The sequence below is a fragment of the Micromonospora sp. ATLC16 genome (assembly GCF_057196645.1).
Genome location: NZ_JBXUOW010000014.1, coordinates 1 through 23509, shown reverse-complemented (window position 1 = coordinate 23509; position 23509 = coordinate 1). Strand labels below are relative to the sequence as shown.

The 23509-nt window shown below is 67.5% G+C and carries 27 protein-coding genes and 4 pseudogenes; 7 read left to right on the top strand and 24 right to left on the bottom strand.

Annotation, left to right across the window (positions count from 1 at the left end):
- From AC2CHE_RS08525 to AC2CHE_RS08500, 6 genes are all read right to left on the bottom strand, one after another.
- Complete coding sequence (locus AC2CHE_RS08525; RefSeq protein WP_484504347.1) at nucleotides 1-348, bottom strand: PadR family transcriptional regulator; 348 nt, start codon at nucleotides 346-348, stop codon at nucleotides 1-3.
- 1188 nt (nucleotides 349-1536) lie between these two features.
- Nucleotides 1537-2325, bottom strand: coding sequence for a hemerythrin domain-containing protein (locus AC2CHE_RS08520; protein ID WP_484504346.1), 789 nt, complete (start codon nucleotides 2323-2325; stop codon nucleotides 1537-1539).
- Between the two features lie 47 nt (nucleotides 2326-2372).
- Nucleotides 2373-5693 carry an ATP-binding protein gene (locus AC2CHE_RS08515; protein WP_484504345.1) on the bottom strand — a complete coding sequence of 1107 codons (3321 nt, stop codon included), beginning with the start codon at nucleotides 5691-5693 and terminating at the stop codon, nucleotides 2373-2375.
- A 387-nt stretch (nucleotides 5694-6080) separates the two neighbouring features.
- The gene (locus tag AC2CHE_RS08510) at nucleotides 6081-6995 is read right to left on the bottom strand and encodes an SEC-C metal-binding domain-containing protein (protein WP_484504344.1); all 915 of its coding nucleotides are present in this window, start codon (nucleotides 6993-6995) and stop codon (nucleotides 6081-6083) included.
- A 60-nt stretch (nucleotides 6996-7055) separates the two neighbouring features.
- Nucleotides 7056-7343: a type II toxin-antitoxin system RelE family toxin gene (locus AC2CHE_RS08505; RefSeq protein WP_484504343.1), complete on the bottom strand. Its 288-nt coding sequence runs from the start codon at nucleotides 7341-7343 to the stop codon at nucleotides 7056-7058.
- Nucleotides 7340-7624 (bottom strand): type II toxin-antitoxin system Phd/YefM family antitoxin, encoded by a 285-nt coding sequence (locus AC2CHE_RS08500; RefSeq protein ID WP_091614758.1) that lies wholly within the window; start codon nucleotides 7622-7624, stop codon nucleotides 7340-7342. Before AC2CHE_RS08500 ends, AC2CHE_RS08505 begins: the two co-directional genes overlap by 4 nt.
- Nucleotides 7625-7971: 347 nt before the next feature.
- Between AC2CHE_RS08500 and AC2CHE_RS08495 the strand changes: the two genes are divergently transcribed.
- Nucleotides 7972-8250: a type II toxin-antitoxin system Phd/YefM family antitoxin gene (locus AC2CHE_RS08495; protein WP_484504342.1), complete on the top strand. Its 279-nt coding sequence runs from the start codon at nucleotides 7972-7974 to the stop codon at nucleotides 8248-8250.
- Complete coding sequence (locus AC2CHE_RS08490; RefSeq protein WP_484504341.1) at nucleotides 8247-8657, top strand: type II toxin-antitoxin system VapC family toxin; 411 nt, start codon at nucleotides 8247-8249, stop codon at nucleotides 8655-8657. Before AC2CHE_RS08495 ends, AC2CHE_RS08490 begins: the two co-directional genes overlap by 4 nt.
- 282 nt (nucleotides 8658-8939) lie before the next feature.
- Here AC2CHE_RS08490 and AC2CHE_RS08485 read toward each other — a convergent pair whose 3' ends face one another.
- The 4 genes and pseudogenes from AC2CHE_RS08485 to AC2CHE_RS08470 all read right to left on the bottom strand — a co-directional run.
- On the bottom strand, nucleotides 8940-9254 hold the full coding sequence (locus tag AC2CHE_RS08485) for a helix-turn-helix domain-containing protein (RefSeq protein WP_484504340.1): 315 nt from the start codon (nucleotides 9252-9254) through the stop codon (nucleotides 8940-8942).
- A gap of 408 nt (nucleotides 9255-9662) precedes the next feature.
- Complete coding sequence (locus AC2CHE_RS08480) at nucleotides 9663-9920, bottom strand: helix-turn-helix domain-containing protein (RefSeq protein WP_484504339.1); 258 nt, start codon at nucleotides 9918-9920, stop codon at nucleotides 9663-9665.
- Nucleotides 9921-10075: 155 nt separating this feature from the next.
- Nucleotides 10076-10366, bottom strand: coding sequence for a type II toxin-antitoxin system RelE/ParE family toxin (locus AC2CHE_RS08475; protein ID WP_484504338.1), 291 nt, complete (start codon nucleotides 10364-10366; stop codon nucleotides 10076-10078).
- A 236-nt stretch (nucleotides 10367-10602) separates the two neighbouring features.
- Nucleotides 10603-10731, bottom strand: a pseudogene (locus AC2CHE_RS08470) (type II toxin-antitoxin system RelE family toxin); the annotation flags it as partial.
- Nucleotides 10732-10801: 70 nt separating this feature from the next.
- On the opposite strand from AC2CHE_RS08470, the gene AC2CHE_RS08465 reads away from it, so the two are divergent.
- The 3 genes from AC2CHE_RS08465 to AC2CHE_RS08455 all read left to right on the top strand — a co-directional run bounded on the left by AC2CHE_RS08465 (nucleotide 10802) and on the right by AC2CHE_RS08455 (nucleotide 11708).
- The gene (locus AC2CHE_RS08465; RefSeq protein ID WP_018787151.1) at nucleotides 10802-11086 is read left to right on the top strand and encodes a type II toxin-antitoxin system Phd/YefM family antitoxin; all 285 of its coding nucleotides are present in this window, start codon (nucleotides 10802-10804) and stop codon (nucleotides 11084-11086) included.
- The gene (locus AC2CHE_RS08460; protein ID WP_484504337.1) at nucleotides 11083-11337 is read left to right on the top strand and encodes a Txe/YoeB family addiction module toxin; all 255 of its coding nucleotides are present in this window, start codon (nucleotides 11083-11085) and stop codon (nucleotides 11335-11337) included. The genes AC2CHE_RS08465 and AC2CHE_RS08460 overlap by 4 nt, the downstream gene beginning before the upstream one ends.
- Before the next feature lie 212 nt (nucleotides 11338-11549).
- Nucleotides 11550-11708: a hypothetical protein gene (locus tag AC2CHE_RS08455; protein ID WP_484504336.1), complete on the top strand. Its 159-nt coding sequence runs from the start codon at nucleotides 11550-11552 to the stop codon at nucleotides 11706-11708.
- A 532-nt stretch (nucleotides 11709-12240) separates the two neighbouring features.
- Here AC2CHE_RS08455 and AC2CHE_RS08450 read toward each other — a convergent pair.
- The 5 genes from AC2CHE_RS08450 to AC2CHE_RS08430 all read right to left on the bottom strand — a co-directional run bounded on the left by AC2CHE_RS08450 (nucleotide 12241) and on the right by AC2CHE_RS08430 (nucleotide 14866).
- Nucleotides 12241-13167 carry a class I SAM-dependent methyltransferase gene (locus AC2CHE_RS08450; protein ID WP_484504335.1) on the bottom strand — a complete coding sequence of 309 codons (927 nt, stop codon included), beginning with the start codon at nucleotides 13165-13167 and terminating at the stop codon, nucleotides 12241-12243.
- A 235-nt stretch (nucleotides 13168-13402) separates the two neighbouring features.
- A complete protein-coding gene (locus AC2CHE_RS08445; protein WP_484504334.1) occupies nucleotides 13403-13819 on the bottom strand; it encodes a type II toxin-antitoxin system VapC family toxin in 417 nt (138 codons plus the stop codon).
- Nucleotides 13801-14055: a FitA-like ribbon-helix-helix domain-containing protein gene (locus tag AC2CHE_RS08440; RefSeq protein WP_484504333.1), complete on the bottom strand. Its 255-nt coding sequence runs from the start codon at nucleotides 14053-14055 to the stop codon at nucleotides 13801-13803. The genes AC2CHE_RS08445 and AC2CHE_RS08440 overlap by 19 nt, the downstream gene beginning before the upstream one ends.
- Nucleotides 14056-14273: 218 nt before the next feature.
- Nucleotides 14274-14582, bottom strand: coding sequence for a type II toxin-antitoxin system RelE family toxin (locus AC2CHE_RS08435; RefSeq protein ID WP_281564173.1), 309 nt, complete (start codon nucleotides 14580-14582; stop codon nucleotides 14274-14276).
- The gene (locus AC2CHE_RS08430; RefSeq protein ID WP_117228533.1) at nucleotides 14582-14866 is read right to left on the bottom strand and encodes a type II toxin-antitoxin system Phd/YefM family antitoxin; all 285 of its coding nucleotides are present in this window, start codon (nucleotides 14864-14866) and stop codon (nucleotides 14582-14584) included. The genes AC2CHE_RS08435 and AC2CHE_RS08430 overlap by 1 nt, the downstream gene beginning before the upstream one ends.
- A 267-nt stretch (nucleotides 14867-15133) precedes the next feature.
- Here AC2CHE_RS08430 and AC2CHE_RS08425 point away from each other — a divergent pair, with 267 nt between their 5' ends.
- The gene (locus AC2CHE_RS08425; protein WP_484504332.1) at nucleotides 15134-15526 is read left to right on the top strand and encodes a hypothetical protein; all 393 of its coding nucleotides are present in this window, start codon (nucleotides 15134-15136) and stop codon (nucleotides 15524-15526) included.
- Nucleotides 15523-16065 (top strand): DUF2637 domain-containing protein, encoded by a 543-nt coding sequence (locus AC2CHE_RS08420; protein WP_484504331.1) that lies wholly within the window; start codon nucleotides 15523-15525, stop codon nucleotides 16063-16065. Before AC2CHE_RS08425 ends, AC2CHE_RS08420 begins: the two co-directional genes overlap by 4 nt.
- 311 nt (nucleotides 16066-16376) lie before the next feature.
- Here the strand turns inward: AC2CHE_RS08420 and istB are convergent.
- The 9 genes and pseudogenes from istB to AC2CHE_RS08375 form a co-directional block, all read right to left on the bottom strand.
- Nucleotides 16377-17164: pseudogene (gene istB / locus AC2CHE_RS08415) on the bottom strand (IS21-like element helper ATPase IstB).
- Nucleotides 17164-18080, bottom strand: a pseudogene (locus AC2CHE_RS08410) (IS21/IS408/IS1162 family transposase); the annotation flags it as partial. The pseudogenes istB and AC2CHE_RS08410, both read right to left, overlap by 1 nt.
- Nucleotides 18043-18849, bottom strand: coding sequence for an AfsR/SARP family transcriptional regulator (locus tag AC2CHE_RS08405; RefSeq protein ID WP_484504413.1), 807 nt, complete (start codon nucleotides 18847-18849; stop codon nucleotides 18043-18045). The pseudogene AC2CHE_RS08410 and the gene AC2CHE_RS08405, both read right to left, overlap by 38 nt.
- Nucleotides 18850-19016: 167 nt before the next feature.
- Nucleotides 19017-19674: pseudogene (locus AC2CHE_RS08400) on the bottom strand (nucleoside/nucleotide kinase family protein).
- 148 nt (nucleotides 19675-19822) lie between these two features.
- Nucleotides 19823-20494, bottom strand: a complete 672-nt coding sequence (locus AC2CHE_RS08395) for a hypothetical protein (protein ID WP_484504330.1) — start codon at nucleotides 20492-20494, stop codon at nucleotides 19823-19825.
- Nucleotides 20495-20498: 4 nt separating this feature from the next.
- Nucleotides 20499-21758, bottom strand: a complete 1260-nt coding sequence (locus tag AC2CHE_RS08390; protein ID WP_484504329.1) for a hypothetical protein — start codon at nucleotides 21756-21758, stop codon at nucleotides 20499-20501.
- Nucleotides 21755-22543, bottom strand: a complete 789-nt coding sequence (locus tag AC2CHE_RS08385) for an ATP-binding cassette domain-containing protein (RefSeq protein ID WP_484504328.1) — start codon at nucleotides 22541-22543, stop codon at nucleotides 21755-21757. The genes AC2CHE_RS08390 and AC2CHE_RS08385 overlap by 4 nt, the downstream gene beginning before the upstream one ends.
- 65 nt (nucleotides 22544-22608) lie before the next feature.
- The gene (locus AC2CHE_RS08380) at nucleotides 22609-22893 is read right to left on the bottom strand and encodes a hypothetical protein (protein WP_484504327.1); all 285 of its coding nucleotides are present in this window, start codon (nucleotides 22891-22893) and stop codon (nucleotides 22609-22611) included.
- Nucleotides 22894-22930: 37 nt separating this feature from the next.
- Nucleotides 22931-23188: a hypothetical protein gene (locus tag AC2CHE_RS08375; RefSeq protein ID WP_484504326.1), complete on the bottom strand. Its 258-nt coding sequence runs from the start codon at nucleotides 23186-23188 to the stop codon at nucleotides 22931-22933.
- Nucleotides 23189-23509: the final 321 nt, after the last annotated feature.

Sequence of the window (23509 nt, the reverse complement as noted above, 5' to 3'; positions counted from 1 at the left end):
TCATACTCCCCGGTCGTCTTGGTTGCCGTTGTGACGGAGTTGCTCGATGCGATCCGCGAGGACGCTCCAGGTCCTCCAGAACTCGGCGAGTTGGTCCCGCCCCTTCGCGTTGAGCGAATACACCTTCCGCGGGGGCCCCTTCTCGGAGGGCACCTTCTCCACGTCCACGAACCCCCGTTGCTCCACGCGGACGAGCAGTGCGTAGATGGTGCCTTCCGCGATGTCCGAGAACCCGCGGTCGCGCAGCCACGCGGTGATCTCGTAGCCGTACGCGGACCTGCGGGCCAGGATCGCCAGGACGATGCCTTCGAGGGTGCCCTTCAGCATCTCGGTCATCTGGTTGCCCATGCCTTCATCCCCTCCCTACCAAGCGACGCTGACTACTGGTAGACAGTATCGCTAAGTACCAGTAGATAGCAACACTGAATACCGAGGAATTCAGCACGCGCCACGGCGGACGCAAGGGCCTGAGAGCCAGCTCCGGGAAGTCCCGTCGTCCGGCCGCGATGCCGACCGGCCCACGCCGGAGGCGGGTTCCCGTTCGGCGCGGGTCGAGTGCGGCGTGTCCGTGGGGTGCAGTTGCCGCTGATGGGAAACGGTTCCCGCAAGAGCGGGGAGACGAGCTCAGCGATGGGCGACGGCGTGCGCGGTGCGCGGGTGCGGTGCGCTCGGATCGGGGACGCTGACCTCCCTGGTCTGGGCCGACGTCACCGGCGCTCCTCGGCAGGTCGAGCTCACCACCGGGGCGTCGCCGAGTCGCTGCCCGGCAGAGATGATCGCTTCATGGTCCGGTCGCGAACGCCCCCTCCCACGCCGACGGCGCCCTGTCCTTCACGACGCGAGGGGCGCGTGGGAGCACCATGGGCGCCACGTTGACGCAGGTGTCGCTGTCGCTGCGACCGTCTACCGGTCCCGTTGGACGGAGACCCACATGCGGTTCTACGTAGTCGGCTGGGCCGTCAGCCTGCGGGCGATGACCGCCGCGATCCCCGCAGGGCCCGGCTGGCTGGCGGCCCTCCTCGCGGGGCGGGTCGGGTGGACCGGCCCGCGCTCGCCCGCCCAGCCGTGTTGCGTGTCCGATCGCGCCCGGCTCTGCGATGTGCGGGCCGGATCAGCGGCTCGCCCAACCACGGTGCGTTCGGCGCGGTGTTGGCGTTGCCGTTCGGCGTGCCGGCGCAGGATTCGTACGGCATGCCGGTCAAGGGCGATGGTGCGGCGGCTGGTGGCGGACTTTGGTGGGCCTTCGTGGACGTCGTAGCCGGCGGTGGTGCGTGGCAGCTGGCTTCGCCCTCACCAGCTACGCCGGGCGCCGCTTCCACCGGAGAACAGCACGGCCGCTTTCGCGGCCGTGCTGTTCTCCGGGGTCGTGACAGCCCTGACCGGGTTGTCGCCGCCCGTGCTGGCGGTGTCGTACGCAGTCGGAGCCGTGGCGCTGGTGACGGTTGCGGAGACCGCTCGCCGCCGCGGTGCCCGCATTGCTGCCGATGTCCGGGAGGGTGCGGATCGCCGCTGATCGCGGGGGCGCCACGGGCCCGATCAGTTGATCGTCGGATCGGGAGTGGCTGCGCCGATGCGTGGCGGTGTGCTGGTGCCATGGACGCGTTTGGCGTGGGCGGCGTACAGCCGTGGTCCGACGAGCGGCATCAGCAGCCTGGCCGGTAGCGGCGCTTCCGTCAGCACCGCCCTGACCACCTGCGGATCCCCTTCGTACATGACCATGCCGAAAATGAGCGGTAGGTGTTTCTTCGGTGTGTTGCGCATACCGTGTTCGCCAAGTTCCGCCCATTCGGCGGCGGTAATGTGCTGCTCGGCCAACGGCAGGATCTGCTTCTCTTCGAGGGCCATGTGCTCGACGAGTTGGTCGCGGAGGGTCTCGAAGGCGACAGCGAGTTCGTCGCCTCCCTGCCCGGTGGCGCGCCAGCGGGGCAGCAGCCGTTCGATCACCGCGTGGGCGTGCTCGATCGCGAGATGTTGTGCCTCCATCTCGGCGACGATGGTGTCGACATGACCGCTGGCACGCTGGCGCAGCCGCGGCCACAGCGAGACGTCCTCACCCTGGTGATGGGTGTGCAGGACGTGGCAGACGAGCTCGGCGTGCGCTCCTACGACCTCGGCGCGTTTTGTGTCGCCCGGCACGACGTCACGGACCAGGCGCGGCAGAAGGGCGAATTCGCGGCGCATCATGGTGTGGGCCATGAACATGTCGCGGACATCGGCCATGGCTTCGGACTGCTTGCGGTTCACGGTGTCCTTTCCAACCTGCAAATGAGCATGGACCACCCGATGATGCCCGGCTCCGCTTGTGATCTTCTTGGAGTCCACCACCCGGAGCTCCTGCGCGGCACCGGTGGGCTGGCGGCGGCCGACTCAGGTCAGGCTTTCAGGGCATTGTTCGCCTCCAGGAGCCAGTGCGACACGCTCCACTGCCGGGCGACGGTGGCGGCAAGGGCGAAGCATCGACGCGCCTCGGCCTCACGGCCCAGTAGACGGTGAAGTTCCCCGAGTGTCTGCGCGACCGGACGCACTGCGAGGGAGGTGGTGCAGATCCCGGCGACCTGGTGACGCAGCGGCGTCAGCGGGTCGATTACCGCCTGCGCGAGATCCTGGCGCTGTAGTGCGACGACGGCCATGCCTCGCACCGACAGCAGCGTCGATCGGAAGTAGTCCGGACGGCAGGGATACCGACCGATCGGAATCTTCTGTGCCTCGTCCAACCGGCCGCTGGCTGTCAGTGCCAGCGCGAGCAGATCATCCACGATCGGGCCGAGCTTTTCGCGCGCGCGTCGGGAGGCTGCCAGATGTTCGGTGAGACGTCCCTGGTTGATCAACAGGGTCGCGGTCGCGAAGTAGTGGAAGGCTTCGGCATGCACGGAGCCCTGGCGACGCATTCGGGCGGCGGCGTCGTCGTAGTAACGGTGCGCCGCAGCGAAGTCACCGGCGAGATGGGCGAGGAGCCCCAGCGAGCCCAGGTGGATGACCTGGGCCTCGTTGAGGTGATAGATGCGGGCCATCTCGCCCTGTCGCGAGACGCTGTCGCGGACCTGACGTGGGTCGTTCATCGTGGCGCCGGACTGGCCGATCACCTGCTCGGCGAACCACCGGAAGGCGACCATTTCGTGCTCGTCGGCGAGCCGGGTGAGGTCGTGGGCGAGGCCCTGGCGCTGCGGGGCCGCCGACTCGTACGGCAGGGTGCGGATTCGGGCGACCAGCCCGAGGGCGCGTAGTTCGGGATCCCCCAGGTGGCGCGAGATAGCCAGGGCCTGCCTGCCGGCCCGGGGACCACGTGAATCCGCCTCGCCGTCAAGCTCTGTGGTCAATGCCTCAAGGAGTCGGCATCGATCGGCGAGGTCCAGATCGTCACGGCGCAGCAGGCGGGCGAGCAGATCGACGACCGGGCGGTCGAGCATGCCGTATGGGTGGGTCAGCCAGGTGGTTGGCACCGTCCACGTGCGGAAGGCCGCGACAAGGAGATCGTCTCGACCAGCGGTCATGCCGATGTCGATCGCCCGCGCGCGGGTCTGCTGGGCCGCCGCTAACGCACCGGCCCGGGCCTGGGCGCGCAGCAGCCGTCCCAGCAGGTCGACTTTGACCGCCTCCCGGTCTCCGGGCAGGGCATCGGCGGCCTCGACGGCCTTGGTGAGCAGGCTGGCGGCCGTGTCGTAGGCGTACCGGCGTTCGGCCATCCGCGCGGCGCGGATGGCGTAGTCGACGGCGGCTGGCGCGGCCTCCGCCCGGGCGGCGCGGGCATAGTGATGCGCCAGGGACGAGTAGTCGTCGGGGTACAGCCGGCGGAAGGCGGCGGCTATCCTGCCGTGCATCCCGGTACGACGAAGGTGCGAGATGTCGGCGTAAAGAGTGTCCCGGACCACACCATGGGTGAACCGCACCCGGCCCGGCGCCGGCTCGGTGAGCAGCCCGGCGGCCATGCCGGCCTCCAGCGCTTCGATGACTTCGTACTCTTCGGCTCCGCTGGCTTCGGTGAGTGTCGCCAGGTCGGTCTCTCGGCCTACCACCGCGGCGAGCCGTAGTACCGGCACAGCCGTCCGAGGTAGTCGGGAGATCCGTCGTCGCAGGACGTCGCGTACACCATCGGGAACCTGAAGCGCATCAACCAGGGTGCCCTCTGTGTTGAGCAGTCGCGCCGACTCGCGTACGTAGAACGGGTTGCCGCCGGTGCGTTCCATCAATGCGTCGAGTGTCTCCGAGACGAGGCGTGTTCCGGTCACCGCGCCGACAAGCTGCGCGACCTCAGCCGGTGACAGCCCGTCGAGGTGCACCCGATCGGGCGAGCGACGCGCCAGGGCGGCCATGGTGTCGGCCAGTCGCTCCCGGTTGTCGGTGGGCCGCAGCGTCCCGATGATCAGCAGAGCGATGTCGGTCAACTCGAGAAGGCTGTGCAGCAGAAGCAGTGTCTCGTTGTCGGCACCGTGCAGGTCGTCCAGCATCACGGCAACCGGCTGACGGGCGGCGGCGGTGCGTAGCCAGGCGGCAACGGCCCGATGTAGGTGGAACCGGCCGGCGGCGACATCACCGCCGCTCGGCCTGTTGCGGGGTTGACCGAGTAGCGGGGCGAGTGCGGGAGTGAGATCTCCTGGTGGCGCTGCCTCGGCGAGTTGCCGTAGGGCGTCGACCCAGGCGCTTGACGGTGGTGGATCCTCGACCTCGGGACAGCGCCCGACGGCGACGACCCAGCCCTGGGCGGTCAACTCCGTGCGCAGTTGTTCGAGCAGACTCGTCTTGCCGGCGCCGCCCTCGCCCGTGACGAGTGCGATCTTCGTCTCGCCGGCGCGGGAAGCCGCAGCGCAACGCCTGAGCACGTCCAGTTCCGTCTGGCGACCGATGAAAAGCTCGTTCCGTGTCGTCTGGTCAGCCGGTGGGCACGACGTCGGCTCGACCGATCGCGGGTCACCTGCTCGGGCGACTGCCGGCGGAGTGGGTAGGTTGAGCCGTTGGGTGAGGATGGCGGTTTCCAACTCCGCGATTCCGGGACCTGGATCCAGGCCGCTCTCTTCGACAAGCGTTTTCCGTGCTCGACGAAGTGCGGCGAGGGCGTCAGCCTGCCTGCCGGAAGCCCAGAGTGCCAGGGCCAGCAGTCGCCAGCCTTCCTCACGCAGTGGCGCCTGGCGGGTCAGCACCTCCGCGCCCGCCACGGCTTCGGCTGCGGCACCAGCACGTAGAGTGACGTCAATTAACAGTTCTCGGGCGGCGATGCGCAGCTCCTCCAGCCGGGTCGCCTCCGGCTGCGCCCAGGTGTGCTCGGCGAACTCCGCGAAGGCCGGACCACGCCAGAGGCCAAGGCCGTCGGTCAGCAGCAGACGGGCGCGCTTGGGGTCGGCCGACCTGAGCTCCCGGGCCTCGTCGAGCGTCGCCTCGAACCGGTTGGCATCGACGGCATGCGCGGGCAACCGCAGCGCGTAGCCAGGCGCGAGGGTGAGGAGCACGCGGGAGCGAGCGCCTCGCGGGCGATCGGGTTCCAGCAGGCGACGCAGGTTCGAGATGTACGCATGCAGCGAGGCCACTGCGCTCGGGGGTGCGTCATCTCGCCACAAGCCATAGATCAGACCATCGACGGTGGCGATCTCGCCCCGGGCTGCCAGTAGGTATACGAGCACGGCCCGCTGACGAGGGCCACCGAGCGGTACGACAGAGCCGTTGATGTCGAGTTCTACAGGGCCGAGCACACGCAGCAGCATTACCGTCAATCGTATCCGCAGGCCGTCGTGACCAGGTCGGACCGGGTAACAGGCGATCAAGGAGCCCCGGTCGGTGGCGCGCTGTGCGGAAGAAGCCGATCTACGCTGCGCCCCCTGAAGCCGGGCTGTGCGCCTGGGGTGCCGTCACTGAACGCCTGCGCCTGCCTCCGCGTTTCGGTACCGGACTACATCGGCAGTTGTCGCACATGAACCGCAAACGTGCAGGCCAGGGACGAGATCCAGTCGTTGGGTGGGCCGGAGGTACCACCATGCGGACCACACCGCCACGATCCCCGGTGACCCGCTACCCCTGCCATCACCAAGAGCGATGGCAGATGGGGCCGCGTCGTGACGGACTATTGCGTGCCGCGCCTCGGAGGGTGCCGCTCAGACCGCTCGGCCACAACACTTCTTGTACTTGGCTGTCGATCCGCACCAGCATGGGGAGTTGCGCGGTGGCGGCCACGCGATCGTGTGCTCCTCTGGAATGGTCTCGCTGTAGCGGGCCTTGAGCGTCGGATCGAGGGGAGACTCGCCAACCAGGTCGGCGAACTCGCAGAGGTCGGCGACAGTTGCCGGCACCACCCGGATGGTTGGCACACCGTCGTCTGCCAACTCACGCCACCGGCGCTCCGCAGCCTGACAGTGCTCGTCGTCGGTCATGTCGTATTCCTGCGGCCACCGCCGTCGCGCCTCGGCCCGCTCCTGGCGCTGGAAGATCAGCAGCCGTACCTGCCGTGGCACCCGTCCAGACTTGACGGCGTCCCGCACACCATCCACGTCGACGATCTGCTGCGCCGGCGTGGCCGGAGCCAGCTCATCGGTAACGTCCGACACCAGCCCCAACCGCCGACGGACCTCACGACGGCCGCGAAGCATCACCGACGACATCTGCATCCAACCGTCCGGGCCGTTCAGCGCCTGCAACTCCTCGGCCGACAGGCGGGCCACCGCCCGGTCGTACCAGCGCAACGCACCATGCAGGTCGCCGCGCTCAGCGAGCAGTTCGGCGACCAGCGTGCAATGGCCGTCGCTCGTCGCCGGGTCGTGGGCCAGGCGATCCAGCACGATACGCGCCTCATCGACGTCGCCTTGCTCGAATCGCACCTCGGCGAGCTGCACCATCGCGAAGCAGCCGTCCTCGCCGCCGTCAATGATCAGCCTGCTCAGCAGATCAGCTGCTCGGTCGAGCCGCCCCGCCCGGCGCCATGCGTCGGCAGCCTCGAGCAGGATCTCACCTCGCTCGTCCGGATACTGCTCCACCTCGGCCTCAAGGGCCGCAGCCTCGTCAGCCACGCTCATCGACACGCTGCTCACCGTACTCAATGCCACTGCACCACCAGGACCGGAGGGTCAGGGGCGTCAGGAGCGGTAGACGTCCCTTCGATGATCACTGTCTACAACGGTCACGGTGCGGTTGTCGTCGTCGATGCGGTAGATGATCCGGTAGGTGCCTCGCCGGGCGCTGAACCGATCAGACAACGGCGGCAGCAGGCGCTTCCCGACCCGGTAGGGCTCTCGTACCAACGGCCCGGTCATGAACTCGTACGCGGCGACCGCGACGGCCTCCGGCAACCGTTCGCCGAGCGCTCGACGGACGGTCGGCGTGGTGCGTAGCGTGTACGGATCTTCCGGCAGCCGGGGCGTCACGCGGCCGAGGCGCGACGGGCACGAATGGTCTCCGCAAGCTGGTCGGCGGACACCTCTTCACCTCGGGCCAGTTCCGCGTCGGAGTCGGCCAGCCGTCGCAGGGTGCCCGCATCTCCGAGAACCGCGACAGTTTCCTCCAGACGCTCCAAGTCCTCCACCGAGACCAGCACGGCGGACGGCCGACCATGCACGGTCACGGTCACCCGCTCGTGGTGGTCGTGCACCCGCCCCACCAGCTCAGAAAGCCGGGTCTTCACTTCCCCCAACGGCAGCGTCGTCATGGTCACAAGTATGACCAAAATCTGTCGGAGCGTCCACCGTTCCTCTGGATGCCACGCCGACGGTTCGCATGATGACCACATCCCGCCACGAAGCAGCGGGTCAGGAAGGTGCGTGGGCCGGAGGTACCACATGCGAGCCACACCGCCACGATCGCAGGCGATCCGCTGACCCTGAGTTTGCCCGGCTCGCGGACCTCGGGGCGTGCGCGATGATTCCGAGACGACCCGGCGGAGCGCCGGCCAGGCGCCGTGGCCTGGAACTCGTCGACCTCTCTGGTCGACGAAGAGACAGCCCGGATGACGCCAGGAGCTAGAGCCGTAGAACATTTAGTTCTACACTCGTGTCCATGGAACGCATCGGTGTCCGGGAGTTGAACCAGAACACGAGCCAGGTGTTGGCCCGGGTGAGTGGCGGCGAGACCGTCGAGATCACCGACCGCGGACACCCGATCGCCCGACTTGTTCCGGTAGGCGGCGACAGGTCGATACTGGCCAAGTTGGTAGCGGCAGGGCGAGCCGTCGCCCCCACCGGCGGCGGCTCTGTGCCACTTCCACCGAGACTCGGTGACGAGAACGTGGACGTGGCCGCCTCGCTCGCTGCGATGCGTGACGAGGAGCGCTGGTGATCTATCTAGATTCAGCTGCCGTCGTCAAGCTGGTTCGGCAGGAGATGTGCAGTGCCGACCTTGTCTCCTGGCTCAACAAGCACGACGACGTGCCGCTGGTCTCCTCTGCTCTCGTCGAGGTGGAAGTGCCCAGAGCGCTGCGCCGATCAGCTCCGCAAGCGTTGATCGGAGTGCCGGCCGCCGTCGGACGGCTCTTCCGACTGGAGATCGACGGCACGATCCGCGCGACCGCAGCCGCGTTCGCCGAGCCGACGCTCCGCAGCCTCGACGCCATCCACCTGGCCACCGCCCAGGTGCTGACCAACGAGTCCGGCACGACACTGACCGCCTTCGTCACCTACGACCGGCGGCTGCTCGAACGCGCCAAGGAAGCAGGACTACCGGCAGCAAGTCCCGGCCAGAACTGATCCACAAACCCACCACCCTGGTGCAAGGTCCGGCAGCGCGACCACGACATCGGCTGTGGCCTGCGTTTCCGCGACCTCGTACCCCTCCGTTTGGGTATCCGCTTCGGTGGGCCGGAGGTACCACCATGCGAACCACACCGCCACGATCGCCGGTGACCCACTACCACTAAGTTTGCCCAGCTCACAGGCTTTGGACGGTGCTCGCTACCTCGGCTCGCCGAGGGCGCGGTTGGCCGGACGACTATTCTCGCCGTGCGTGATGTCGTCTGAGGCTCGCGGGGATCAGGCGATCTGCCGGAGGTCGCTGCCGTAGTCAAAGATGATCCGCATACGGGCGCCCAGTGCTCGTGCGTATCGACTGAGGGTCGCCACCTCATTGGCGTCCAGATCGCCGTTCTCGATCTGGCTTACCCGGCCGGGCGTGACCCCCATCAACTCGGCGACCTGCCGCTGGGTGAGACCGAGACGTTTGCGCTCCTCGGCGAGGTGGAAGGCGCTGACCCATGCCTCGGTACGGGCGCGTTCCGCGTGGAGCGCGTCGTCGTCCCCATCGTGCAGCTCGGCGCGGATGTCGTCCCAGTCATGGAAGTCGCTCATCAGCTCTCCCTCCGTTTCCTCTCGCGTATCCGTTGATCATGAGGTTGGCTGCAGTTGTAGATCTTCAAACTGCCGCTAACCTCATGATCAACGAGGTGAGCCCGCTTGAGGTGCTGACCGAGATGGGCTGGATCCCGCACGGCCTGGTCATCGATCAGCTCATGGTCCGATGGCGCCCGGGCTGAGCACCGAATCGCTTCGTCGCGCCACCGCCAAGCCTGAGGCGAACTGGCGGCAGGGCCGTAGCCGGCGGCTTCGCATGCAAGATCATCGTGGGCCGGGCGCGTCGCTGCGCGAACCACACATCACCGTTGCCGGTGATCCACGGCCGGAGAGTTTGACCAGTTCACTGGCTCACTGCGGTGCACGATGAACAGCACAACGGCCACAGCGGCGATTGCCCGCGGCTCAAGCCGCCTCGCCGCGCGGCTCGAAACCTACCCTGAGACTCACATCCAGCGCCGTCGCCAACCGTTCCAGCACCGCCAGGGTCGGAATCGTTCCACCTGCCTCGAACCGGGCAACCGCGGACTGCGTCATCCCCGACGCCTTGGCGAGTTGTGTCTGACTCCAACCCCGGCGCTCACGAAGCTCCCGAACGGAACGACCGAGCTCGAACGCCAGGCGCGCCGCGTCGTACGCCTCAGCAGCACCAGGCTCAGCCATCCGCCGCTCCCGCATGGCGGCCCAACCGACACCTTTGCTCATGACCTAGCCCTCCTCGTCCAGTACGTCGTGCGCCTCGTCGATGCAACGCGCCAACGCTCGGCGTGCCCTGTCGATCTCCCGCTCGTCTCGCATCCGCGTCTTGTGGAAGACCGTCAGCAAGATGATCCTTCTGTCGGTCGCGATCCAGTAGGTGATCCGACCGCCCGCCGCTCGAGGTGGAACCGCAACTCGCGCAGCTTCCGATCAAGCTGCTTCGTGTAGGGCTCCCCCAGCAGCGGCCCTTGTTCAGCCAGCAGGTCGACGTAGAACGCCGCGTGGGCAAACTCAGCGATCGGTAGGCTCTCCAGCCACTTCTCTACCTCCGGCTCTAGCTCGACAGCACCCCAGGCCATAGCAGCGATGCTATACCAAAGGTCGCCGGAAGACAGCACAACCTCCACCACGCCAGGCACCGCCCAGGGCAGCGGTTCGCGCAATGCCAAATCACAGCGACACAACAGCAGGTCACGGACTTGGTGGGCCGGAGGTACCACCATGCGAACCACACCGCCACGATCGCCGGCGACCCCTTGCCACTGGATCGGCGCGGTTCGCAGCGCTGCCAGCCCAGCCAAGGAGTGGCTGGCCGTCGTGGCCCCGGCGGAGGCAGCCCGGACCTGACCCGACCCGGGAAGGAGACCTATGAGCGGTAGGCGTCGCACCGGTGACGTATCGAGTGGATCTCCACGACTCGTTTCGCCTCGTTGATCCGGTAGACGATCCGGTAGGTGCCACGCCGGGCGGCGTGGAAGCCGTCGAAGGGTTCGTCGGACCATCTGACGAGGATCCCCTGCCAGACTTGTACAATTTATTGTACGTAACGTTTGGGAGGCAGCAGCATGCGCACCGTTCCCTACTCAGAAGTCCGGCAGAACCTGGCCAAGATGCTCGACCATGTCGTGGACGACGCCGAGGAAGTGGTGGTCACCCGCTCCGGCCGGGAGGCCGCGGTCATCATCTCGCTGCGCGAGTACGAGTCGTTGAAGGAGACGGCCTACCTCATGGCCAGCCCCGCCAACGCGCGCCGCCTGAATGAAGCCGTCGAAGAGCTGCGCAACGGGGGTGGGGAGATGCACGACCTGATCGACCCCGACGCCAGTTCAGGCGAGGCGTCGGCAGCGTGAAGGTCCAGTTCGCCGGCCGAGGCTGGGAAGACTACCTGACCTGGCAGCGAGATCGTCAGATGCTCAAACGAGTGAACGCCCTGATCGAGGACATCCGACGCAACGGCCACCAAGGCATCGGCAAACCGGAGCAGCTCCGGGGCAACTGGGCGGGATTCTGGTCGAGGCGCATCGACCAGGTACACCGCCTCGTTTACCGGATCATGGACGACACAGTGCAGATCGCGCAGTGCCGCTACCACTACGAATGAACTACCGGGCCACTCCAACCTCACGGCCACCCGACCGCCGCTCGGCCGATCGGTGCCGGCCCCGCACCCTCCGAATCTCGGGCAAGCTCGCGAATGCACGTGAGACGTACGGAACCGCTGTCGCTCTGCGCCTAGTGACTGCCCCGTCCGCTTGGGCTGGCCCGGTGCTTACGCCGGAAGCCAGCTCCTTGACCTCTACCATGTCGCCGGTCTTGACGGCCCCTGCGCCGCTGCGCACCAAACTGCACGTCGTCACCACCCGCCTGCACGAGGTCGAAGCGCTGCTACGCCAGGCCAAGGCAGAGAACGAAACTCTCCTCGGAGAGCTCGTCCAACTGCGGCGCAAGCAGAACCGCGCAGGCGCCACCTGAACCCGCCGGCAGCCGCATCCCAACCCAGAAAGAAATCCTGATGTTCGTCCACCGCCTGACCCAGCCCGTCGACGTGTTCGACGGGCTGACTCCGCTACCAGACTGGCTTCGCCACGCTTCTGATCACGAAGCTCGGTGGGCACTACAGGCGGTTCTCGCGCTCGCGGACGCCGCATCCGAGGTTGGCTGGCGCGGCGACATGCGCCACCTCCCCTCGGTCGGTGTCCTGCTCACCCCACCCGACACCACCCCCTACCTGGTGTCAAGCAGGACGACACCGGAACCACGTTCCTGATCACCGCCGCCGATGCCGCCGGAATCACCGCCAGCCTGAGCACCCGGGTCGCGCCCCGCGACATCGGCGCGTGGACGCATCCGACCACCGACGACATCGCCACCATCACAGAGCATGCCGTCCAACCGACCAACCGCATCAAGCAGGAACCCGCGTTCTGACCGTCGCAATGTCTGGTAGGCCGCAAGCGCTTCGCGACATGTCGAAACTGACGGAGAAACCCACGTCAGGGCCGGCTCAGCTTGCAGTGGAAGGAAGGGCCGCCGTAGTGGTTGCGCTCGGCGCAAGTTGGAAGTGCCAGATGATCTGACTCGGTGTTCCGTCCCAGGCGGCGCCGGCTGCCGCCGGGACGATCCCCAGCAGCGACCAGGGCCAGGCATCCCACGATCCTGTCGCGATCTCCCCGGGCATGTCCTCGCTGGCATCGCCGGACATCCGAGGCTCCTCGCAACGCCGTAGCTGCAGGCCCAATGGCAAGGCAACGCACAGATAGTCACTGGCCCGATGGCGGAACGCCGGCAGCAGCCCAGGAGCGCCTTCGGCAGAACGTACTCGCGGCACTGACCCCAATGCCACGAGCTCGTGGTGCACGTCCGTGATCACCAGATGGCCGCCAGGACGCAGGACCCGGGCGAACTCGGTGATCGCCCGGCCGACATCGGGAAGATGGGTCAGCGCCAACGCACACACGATGACGTCGACGTGGTCATCGGGTATGGGAAGCTTGTGTAAGTCTCCCTGCCGCAATTCGGCGTTCGGAACGCGCGTACGAGCGTGCGCCAGCATTTCCGGGGAGCTGTCGACGCCGATGACCCGGTGGCCCTGTCTGTCCAGGTACTCGGTGTATCTGCCGGTGCCGCACGCCGCGTCCAAGGCGACGCCCGGAGGCAGGGAGCCGAGGATCTCGTGCACGATGGGCTCTTCGATCTCGAACAGCCCGTTACCTGGTTGATCATAGGTCGCCGACCACACCTTGTAACCGTTTACGGTGTCGACGTGCGCCGCGGTGACTCCGACACCGTTCAGCGATGGGCTGTCCAGAAGGCGCCGGACCTCGCTGACACGCGCTTCGATGAAGTCCCGGTCGAAGTCGCCGGCGAAGGCACGCAGCAACGCCACGCCCTCCAGCCCCAGTGTGTAGGCGAGCGGGTGCTGATATGCCACCACGCGACCGTAGCGACGACACGCGGATCGGACTATCCAATTTCCTCACGGCCCCGCTCTACGACTGGCCCTTCACGACCCGGCCACCGCCCAGACGGGGAAGCATAGTGATAGAAATCAATGTATGCCGGAGGTGCCACCATGCGAACCACCCCGCGACGATCGTCGGTGACCCGCTTCCACTCAGGTTGGCCGGCCCAAGGGCGTCAGGCCGACGATCCTCGGGCGGCCGCCGTCACGACACCGCGAGCAGTCGGAACTCGCAGCGGACGCCGCTGGCCTTGGCGAGCCGGCCATCACCGGTCACGAGTGGGCAGGCCAACAGCTCCGCCGCCGCGACGTAAGCCGAGTCGTACGCGGTGACATTGCCCCGTAACTGCCACATCCGGCCAAGCAGCATCGCGACGCCAACCTCGTCGATGACCAACGAGGGCAGGGTGTCGATCGCCTCCTGAGCCCGAGCAAGGCCCAACTTCCCACCGAGGACCTTGCCTCTGATCACCGACATGACCTCGACCATAAGATGGCCCGGCGCGGCCCAGTGCGGATCTCCGGTCAGCTCCGCCCGCGCCGCGTCGCCGACCGGCCCGTCGTCGACCAGGGCATCGGCCAGAACCGACGCATCCACGACGATCATGCCGCGCTTCCCCATGGTCCGCGCTGCTCCCGCTGGTCATTCAACTCGGCCGCGCTCTCCCCCGGCAAGGAGCGAGCACCGTCCGACCGGCCGGCGAAGCCATCAAGGGCCGCGGTGTTGCGCAGCCGCCGAGCCTGCGTTTCCACCAGATCCAGCAGGTACGCCTGGAGTGACTGCCCGCGCGCCTTGGCCTGCGCCGCCAGGGCGTCTCGTACCTCTTCCGGCACGTCCCGAATCTGGAGAGCAACCATGCATTCATTATGCATGCAGCATCACCCGCTCGCCGGAAGACTCGAAGCTTCGATCAACCGATTCGCATGACGACTGCGGCATAGCCAAGAACCGCAGGTCAGGGAAGTCCGTGGGCCGGAGGTACCACCATGCGAACCAGTCGGTGATCATCGCCGGTGGCCCACTACCGCTGCGAACGGGCCGGCCAGCCCAATGAAGCGCGATTCCAGACGTGGCCCTAGAAGCGGTAGGCGTCGCGTCGGTGGCGGATCGAGTGGATCTCCACGACACGCTTGGCCTCGTTGATCCGGTAGATGATCCGGTAGGTGCCGCGGCGGGCGGAGTGGAAGCCGTCGAAGGGTTCGTCGAGTGGTTTGCCCGCCCGATAGGGGTTGACCGCTATCGCGTGCTGGATGGTCTCCGTCGCCGCGACCGCGACCTCCAGCGGCAGGTCCTCGTGCAGGTTGCGGCGGGCCTGCCGCGAGAACATCACCGTGTACGGGCTGGCCTCGCCCGTGTCGTCCCGCCGCCCGCCTTGCGACGGCATCAGGCCGCCCTACCGCGACGCCGTTCCAGCTCGGCGCGAACCTCGTCCATCGAGAACGTGTCGCCGTCCGCGAAATCCTCCCGCGACTGGCGCAGATCCGCGAGGGCCTCGTCGTCGGAGAGCAGGTCGAGCGTCTCCCGCATCGACTCGTACTCGGCGACCGAGATCAGCATCACGTCGGCGCGGCCGTTCCTGGTGATCGTGAAGTGGTCGTGTTCCCGAGCGACCCGGTCGGCAAGCTCGGCGATCCGGGCCTTGGCTTCCGTGATCGGAATGGTCTCCATAGCGACCATTCTAGCGACTGGTCAGAATTCTGGCCACGTTATTCGCCCCGCCCCCGAGGCGGCGAGCTGTCCGGGGCTGCGGCGTCGAGCCGCGATACCAGCACACGAGATATCGGCCGTGGCCTGCGGCTTCGCCGCACTGGCCCCTCCGTTTGGGTATCCGTCTGAGGTGGGCCGGAGGTACCACCATGCGAACCACACCGCCACGATCGCCGGTGACCCACTACCGCTGAGTTTGCCCAGCTCACGCGGATCGGGCGGTGCCCAATGAACCCGGCCCGACCGACCGAACCGCCGGTGCGGTTCGCCGACGCGGAACAGATCAACCCGTTCCAACTCCTTCTCGATCTTCATGACCATGCCGTGGCTCGGACGCCGGAATCCGGACGTGTTGCTGTCCTGGCGGAGTTGGCGTTGTCCGCTGCGGTGGTGTCCTGGTGGACTCGCTGGCAACCCTCAATGATCCACACCGCGCTGCGGGCGGGCGCGGACCTGACGGACATCGCGAAAGCGACCGGTCTCGACGCGAGCGACGTCCTCCGGCGGTGGCGGCGATGGGCTGATGTCCAGACGCGGCTGGACATCGGCGGACGTCCGTCCATGGACCCCATCGAGGTCCGGGCCGTCGAGCGGCGGCTCGGGCTGGGGGTGGTTCGGTGACGCCGACCCGGCTTGCCCGAGACGTGAGCACGGTGGCGGTTGCCGGGATTGCTGCCTGGTCGTCGTGGAGTCACATGGTCGCCGTGGCGTTGAGGTTCGGTGAGCGTCCCGAGGTCGCCTACGTGCTGCCGCTGTCGGTCGACGGGATGCTGGTTGTCGCGTCGGCGGCCATGGTCGAGGACAAGCGCGCCGGCCGGAGGGTGCGCTGGTCGGCCCGGACGGCGTTCGCGGTCGGGGTGGCGGCCAGCGTGGCGGCGAACATCGCCGCCGCTGAGCCGAGCCTCGGCGCGCGGATCGTGGCGGCATGGCCGGCGGTGGCGCTGCTGCTGGTCGTGGAGATGCTGACCAGAGCGCAGCCGGCCTCGGGCAACGACCACCGAGCTTCGAACACCGCCCAGCCGCCTGTCTCTGACGCTGCGTCTGCGTCGCCACTGGTGTCGCTTCCGTTGGAGGTTGTGACCGAGATGAAGGAGGCGCAGTTGGCTGGGGCCGTCGACGGTCCGGCGACGAGCCAGGTGTCGGCGCCGCTCCGGCGGTGAACCTCACGACGCAAGCGGGTGACGGGACGCGCGGAGCGGACAGCAGACGTTGTAGCCCGGCTGCGTGCCGAGTGTCCGCAGGCCAGCCCGGCGGAGTTGGCTCTGGCCGCCGGCGTGTCCGAACGTCATGTCCGACGCCTTTCGGGCGGAGGAGCCTGAGGACGCACAGCCAGCAGAGAATTCTTCTTGATGATGCCGATGACCTATGGCGGCCTCCCGAGTTCCGTTGCCCTATCTCGTCTGTCAACGCCGGCTGAACTTTGACCCCTCTGTTCCGGCCGAATTTTGACCCCCTCGTTGGTTGTTGATGTTCAGTCGTTGGTCTTGCTGGCTGCGGGAACGCGGCCGAGGTCACGGTCTTTGAGCCGGTAGCTGTCGCCCTTCATCGAGATGACTTCGGCGTGGTGGACGAGGCGGTCGATCATGGCTGCGGCAACGACGTCGTCGCGAAGACCTCCCCCCAGCGGCCGAAGGGCTTGTTGCTGGTGACGATCAGCGAGGCTCGTTAGTAGCGGTTGGACACCAGCTGGAAGAACAGGTTCGCCGCTTCGGCTTCGAACGGGATGTAGCCGACCTCGTCGACGATCAGCAGCGGGATCCGCCCGAGCTTCACGAGCTCGTCTTGCAGACGGCCAGCGTGATGGGCATCAGCGAGACGCGACACCCACCCGGCGGCGGTGGCGAACGCGACCCGGTGCCCGGCCTGACAGGCCCGGATCCCCAGGCCGATAGACAGGTGCGTCTTGCCGGTGCCGGGCGGGCCCAAGAAGACGACGTTCTCCTTCGACGCCACGAAGTCGAGGGTTCCCAGGTGAGCGATCGTCTCCCGCTTCAAAGAGCGCTGGTGCTCGAAGTCGAACTCCTCCAGGCTCTTGCGGGCCGGGAACCTCGCGGCCCGGATGCGTCCTTCCCCGCCGTGGGCTTCGCGGGCGGCGACCTCGCGTTGCAGGCAGGCGGCGAGGAACTCCTCATGCGTCCACGACTCGGCCCGGGCCCGCTCCGCCAGGCGTTCCACCGACGCGGCCAGGGACGGCGCCTTCAAAGCGCGGGTGAGGAACGCGATCTCCGAGGTGACGTTGCGGCTGGTCTTGGCGGCCATCACGCAGCCACCTCGTCCAGGCCGAACAGGCGGTCGTAGTCGCTCAACGGCCGGCGTTCGACCTGGGCGTCAACGGCGGTCCTCGGGGTGCGTTGGACGGCGACGTGCAGGTCCGCGGCCGCTTGCCGGTGAGCAGGGTCGGTGATGCTCTGATGGCTTGCCCAGCAGCGGTCATGCCGGGCCACCACCCGACCGTCGCAGAACACCGTCACCTGGTCGCAGTCGGCGCTCACCTCAACCCGCCGGCCAACCACCGACGGGTGCACCGAGTAGTCGTTGCCGTCCAAACGCACGTAGTGATCGCGGGGCAGCCGGGTGGCCTGCCGCCAGCCGACCACCGGCGCAACCGGCGGCAGTGACAGCATCGCGGCCCGGTCGCCGTCCCACCGGTCCAGCGGGCGGCAGCCCAGCACCCGGTGCTGGCGGCTGTTGCCCGCACCAGCCACTCGGTGAGCTGGACGTTGAAGTCGCCGGGTGAGCCGAAGCGGCGTCCGGGCAGGAACGACGTCTCCAGATAGCCGTTGGCCCGCTCCACCAAGCCCTTCGACTCGGGGTCCGCCGGCCGGCACTGGATCACCTTGACGCCGAGAGTGCCGCGGAAGGCGTTGATCGCCTCCGTCAACTGAGGCCGCCCGGCCCGCCACTGCCCAACCGCGGACTCGTTGTCCCACACCAACGCCTTGGGCACCCGCCCCCACCCGGAGATCAACATCCAGTGCCCCACCAGCAGGTCCGGCGACTGCCTAGTCGGGATCATCACCGCTGACAGCCACCGCGAATACCCGGACAACATCACCAGCACCGGCGGCCGGCCGACCTGCCCGAACCCCAACGACGCCACGTCCGCCGGCGGGAACCACAGATCACACTGCGCCAGCTCACCGGGCAGATACTCCGTCCGCTGAGCCGGGTCCGGGCGGCGTCAGCTCGACGCGTAGATTCGTCTTCTGTTTCTCCTGCCGCCGTCCCGACTCCTCCCGCAGCAGCGCGACGTGCAGGGCGGACAGCTCCGGTGCGGGGTCGACGCCCAGCGCGTCGGCCAGGGCTTCTCTCGTGCGCTCGTACACCAGCAGCGCCTCGGTGTCGCGGCCGGCCGCCACCAGGGCCCGCATCAGCGCGGCGACGAGCCGTTCCCGCAACGGGTGTGCGGCCACCAGGTCGCTCAGTTCCGTGACCAACTCTGCCCCGTGACCGAGCCTGATCTCCGCGTCGAACCGGTCCTCCAGGGCCGTCAGGCGCAGCCTCTCGAGCCGGGTGACCGCCGCGTGCAAGGCCGCACTGTTCGGCAGACCGAAGTCCTGCATGGCGGCGCCGCGCCACAGTCCGACCGCCTCGCGCAGCAGCCGTACCCGCCGTGAATCATCGTCGCCGAGCCGGCCCGCGGCGATGAGTCCTTCGAACCGTACGGCGTCGACGGCGTCGGGTTCCACCATCAACCGGTAACCGTCCCTTTGTCCCTCGACCCATCCCTCCGGCAGCGCCTTGCGCAGCCGGGAAACCAGGCGGTGCAGGGCGTTCGTCACGTCGGAGGGTGGGTGTTCACCCCAGATCCAGTCGATGAGCGTTGCCTTGGGGATCACACGACCAGCTTCGAGCGCGAGGGCGATCAACAGCCCGCGCAGCCGCGCGCCCGGCACGTCGGCGAGGGCGCCTTCGTCCGTACGGACCTCGAACGGCCCGAGCATCCTGATCTTCACTCGGCGGATCCTGCCATGGGTGACGGGCGGGCATCCACGGTGTTCGTCTCTCGACATCGCCCCCGTACGTCGACCTCCTGCCGACCGGATGTACGACCCTGACGGCCCGGGCCGAGCTTTGGAGATGTGGACAGGGTTCCGGCGAAGAGGTGCGGTCAGGGCGTCCGGGTTTCCCAGACCGGTCGCTCAGGCTCGTCGTTGTGCAAGGTGACGCTCGCGCGCCGGGTCGGGTGGACCGTGGCGAAGTAGAGCTGTTGGGAGGGTTGGGAGAGGATGTAGCATTCGCGCCAGCGTCGTTCGACGTCGGCCCGCGACGACACCCGGCGCTCTCGGATCACGGCACGTTCCACGGTCCTGTCGAGTGCTGTCGACACGAAGACGCGCAGGTCCCACCGATCGATCAATTCCGGGCGCAGGAGGAAGACGCCGTCGAAGATCAGCACGGCGTCGGCGGGGGCGGTCGTGACCGGCGGGGACAGCGCGACATCCTCGGTACGGTCGTAGACCGCCGATTGGAAGCGTCCATCTCCGCCCGGGCCGAGCGGATCGAGCAGGACCCGGTTCAGCGCGTCGTGGTCGTGGGTGTCGTGGTAGCAGCCCTCGGCCGAGTACTCGCCGCGCGGATAGCGCTGCGCCCGAGGGAAGAGAATCGTCGATCGTGGCCCGGATGACGCCGCGGCCCCGTCCGCGCAGGACCACCGCCAGCTCGTCGGCGAGGGTGGTCTTGCCGACGGCGGGCGGGCCGTCGATGGCGACCCGCGTCGGGTGTGCGACGGCCACGGACCCGACCGCCTCAGCCAGGCGGGCGAGCAGCTCGTCGCGGGTGTGCCTTGCACCATGTCCCGCCCCGTCCTGATCTCGCGAAGGCCGCCGCGTCGGGCCGGCCCTGTGCGGGCCAGCCTTGCACGCCTGCCGATGCTTGAGGTTCGGCGTCTCATCACGCGGAGGTGGAGGCGCACCGTCATGGCAGCCGTTCAGCCGCGACCGGGCGCCTCTCCACTTCTGCCGGGCGGGTTGCGCTCAGGCTGGGAAGCCGACACCGCAACCAGTTGGGTTCCGCCGTTGCGAGAACGGTACCGATGATGCAGATGACGACGGAGACGCTCCACGCCCCGATCGAATCGATGGGGTAGGCGGGGATGGCCCAGATATAGACAGCGCCCTTCGCGTCACGGGTAGCCAGTGACATCGCGATGAAGAGCCCCATTGGTGCCGCCCAGGCGACTTGGCGGCCGATGAGGGGCACCGCCGCAAGCCCGACTCCCGTCCAGAGAAACAGCCCTCGTAGCGCGAACAGGATGACGTGATGCTGGTGGTTGATGGCCAGGGCAAGGGCCAGCAGCACTCCGGCGATCACCAGCAGGGCCCCGATCTGTGCGACCTCGAGACGACGCAGGCTGCGTGCGGCCCGCATCTCCATGTCGTTCATGTCGCTGTGCAGTGCGGCAACAACGAGACACGCGAGCGGCAACGGCAACAGCAGGGCACCGAGCAGCGGCGCATTGGGCTGGCCCGACAGTTGTGGCACATCAACAGCCTGTTGCCCCCAGATTGCCCCCGGAGCCGCGGCGACGACCATCACGGACAGGATCATGGTGAGCCGACGAGGCTTCAGGAAGTTCTTGACCTGCACCAAGTCAGGCGTCACAGTATGGCCCTTCCAGGGTGCGGTAGAAAGCCGCGATGGTCGCCCTCTGCTGGCCGTCGGGCATGCTCCTGAGCTCTGTCGCTTCAGCCAATCTGGCGGCCGGCAAGCGCTGCGCGACGATCGGTCCGGCACTGCCGACCAGTATCCAATCCATGACCCGGATCCACGCTTCCGTCCACGCCCGCGGCCGTGGTGAGTCGTAGGACTTACAGGTTCCGAAGGGCGGAAGCATCTGCACGGTCATCATGTACGCGGTCGAGAAGTCGGTGATGCCGAGCGGGAACCCGTCGTCCTGGCCGGTGGGCGAACGGCGCAGTCCCTCCTCCACGAAGGTGATCGCGGTGACCGGCTTCGGCGCCATCGCCGTGGCTGCGGCGATCCGTTCGGCGAGGTCCAAGGTATGCGGGAGGTACTTGCGGTTCTCCGGCCAGACGCACACCCGTATGTCGGTTCCGGCGCACAGCGGCTCTGGTGGAGCTTCTCGGGGGCGGGAAACCGGCCCCGCAGCGGCGACACCAGCGAAGGCAAGGGTGCCGACGAGCACCGCGACGAGTGCGGTGCCCACGCGCCGGGCCGCCCGGGGCCGACGCTGCCGCTTCATGGGTGTGTCGGGCGACCAGAAGATGGCGGCGACCAGAGCGACGACCGACAGTACCGTGCGTGCGGCGAGTGCGCGTGGAGTGAGCTCCACCTGCGGCTTACCGGAGAGCACGACGAAGGAGAAGACCGGCTGAGAGGTGGTGGCGAAGACCGCGACGAGCATTCCCGCTCCGGCGACGGGTGCGGCGATCTTGGTGTGTAGGAGGCGACCAGCCAGATCACCGATGGCGGTCGCGGTGACGATCGTCGTCGCACCCAGCAGCAGATAGCTCGGCCAGATGACGATGTCGTCGGTGGCCAGGGAGGTGGTTACGATGGCGGCAAGGACCACCGCGCCGTAGGCGGCGATCACGTACGTCACAGTGGCGGCGATCCGCGTCAGCTCCACCATCTCGGGCCGGCGTGCACTCGTCGAGATGCGGTCCGTCATCCCCTGACGAGCGGCGCGGCCCGACGACCACGCGGCTGCGGCTGCTGCGGCGGCGGCGAGGAACATCACCGGTCGCTGGGCGTAGGCACTCGTCTGTGGCCAGACGCCGATCCACTCCCGGTCGAGACCGAACAACAGCGCTCCGCCCAGGACGACGAGCGGCGCGACCAACCAGCGCATCGGCGACCGGCGTAACTCGATCAGCAGGATTCCGATCACTGCTCGCTCCCATCGTTCACGCTGGCCAGCAGGGTTGTGTAGCCCCGTTCCAAGGGAGAGTCGCCGACCGCGTCAGCAGCCGCGATCGAGGCGAGCTTGTCGGGGGTGTCGAGGAAGGCAATGCGGCCCCGCACCATCACCGCGACCTCGGTGCACATCATCCCGACGTCCTCGACCAGATGCGTACTGACGATCACAGCGCAGGTGGCGGCCAACCTTCTGACCAGGAGGCGGAACTCCATGCGCTGCAGTGGATCCAGGCCGACGGTGGGCTCGTCGAGGATCACGAGCTTCGGTGTGCCGACGATGGCCGATGCGATCCCACAGCGCCGTAACATGCCGCCGGAGAGCGCCTTGAGGCGAGCGGTGGCGCGGTCGGAAAGGTCGACCATCGCCAGAGCGTCATCGACTGCGGCTGCGGTGTCCGCAGCCGGCAGCTCCCGGAGCCAGGCGGCGTATCGGATGAACTCCCGCACGGTGAAGGAGCCGTAGTAACCAAAATCCTGCGGCAGGAAGCCGATGTCCCGGCGAACCCGGCGCGCCTCCGCAACGGAACTCACCGCCGAGCCGAAGATGCATAATTCCCCCGACTGGGCGGGCACCACGGTGGCCAAGGTCCGCAGGAGAGTGGTCTTTCCCGCGCCGTTCGGACCGAGCAGACCCAGTACGCCTTTTCCAAACTGCAAGTCAAGACCTTCGATGACGCGTCGCGAACCGTAGCCTTGTCGGAGCCCGCGCGCTTCGATGGTGGCCGTACTAGTCTCGATCGTTGCCACGTGATCCATCTCCTCAATGCCGACGTCCTGAATTGAGGTGCGGCCGAGGACGGCCGCACCTCAATTCGTTCACACTACTTCCAGTCGACCCCCGCGCCGGTGGCCTTGTTCCAGCATTCGAAGGCCTTCTGCCCGCTGCCGGTCTTCCAACTGGACGTGTAGTCGCCCTGATAGTCGCATTCGACCCACAGGCGCCACGTGCCGTCCCCACCGCGACAGTCCGTCCACCCGGCGGTATTCCGATAGTCGCTGGTGCAGGTGGTCCCGTCAACCGTCTCGGTCACTGCGGCGCCGGCGGGGGCGCCAAAGGACAGGAATGCAGCTGCGGTGATGCTGGCCAGTGCCAATGCTCGCTTCAACGTGTCTCCTCGTCAGTATGATTGATCAAAGGTGTGGTCAGCGCCAACGGACATTGGCGCCCAGGACCTCGTTCCAGCACTCGTAGCTGTCGCTTCCGCCGCCAGTGTGCCAGTCGCCGGTGTGATCCACCTGCCAGTCGCATTCGACGTAGATCTTCCACGTCCCACTTCCTCCGCTGCAGTTGGTCCACGCAGCGGTTTCACGGTGGTCGGTTACGCACGTCGTGCCGTCCTGTTTCTGGGTGATCGCCGCCTGCGCCGGCGCCGCTGCCGCAATGCCTACGCCAGCGATCAACGCCGCTCCCGCGATGACAGATCCAAATCTCATGCTCGAACTCCGTTCCTTGGGGGCTGGTATTAGAAATCTTGTCACCAGCGCGCATTGCGGTTGCATATGGCGAGCACCCCGGCCGCATCAAGGCTCAGATTCATCCCCTTGGCCTCGATCCGTCAGAGGGTGTGGCTCCCTGCCTGACCGTTTTGGCTTGACCGTTTTGTCCGCTAGCCTCGATCCGTCAGAGGGTGTGGCTCCCTGCCTGACCGTTTTGGCTTGACCGTTTTGTCCGCTAGGTTTGGGTGTGGGATCGCCACGTGTCGCTGTGGGCGCGCGAGGTCT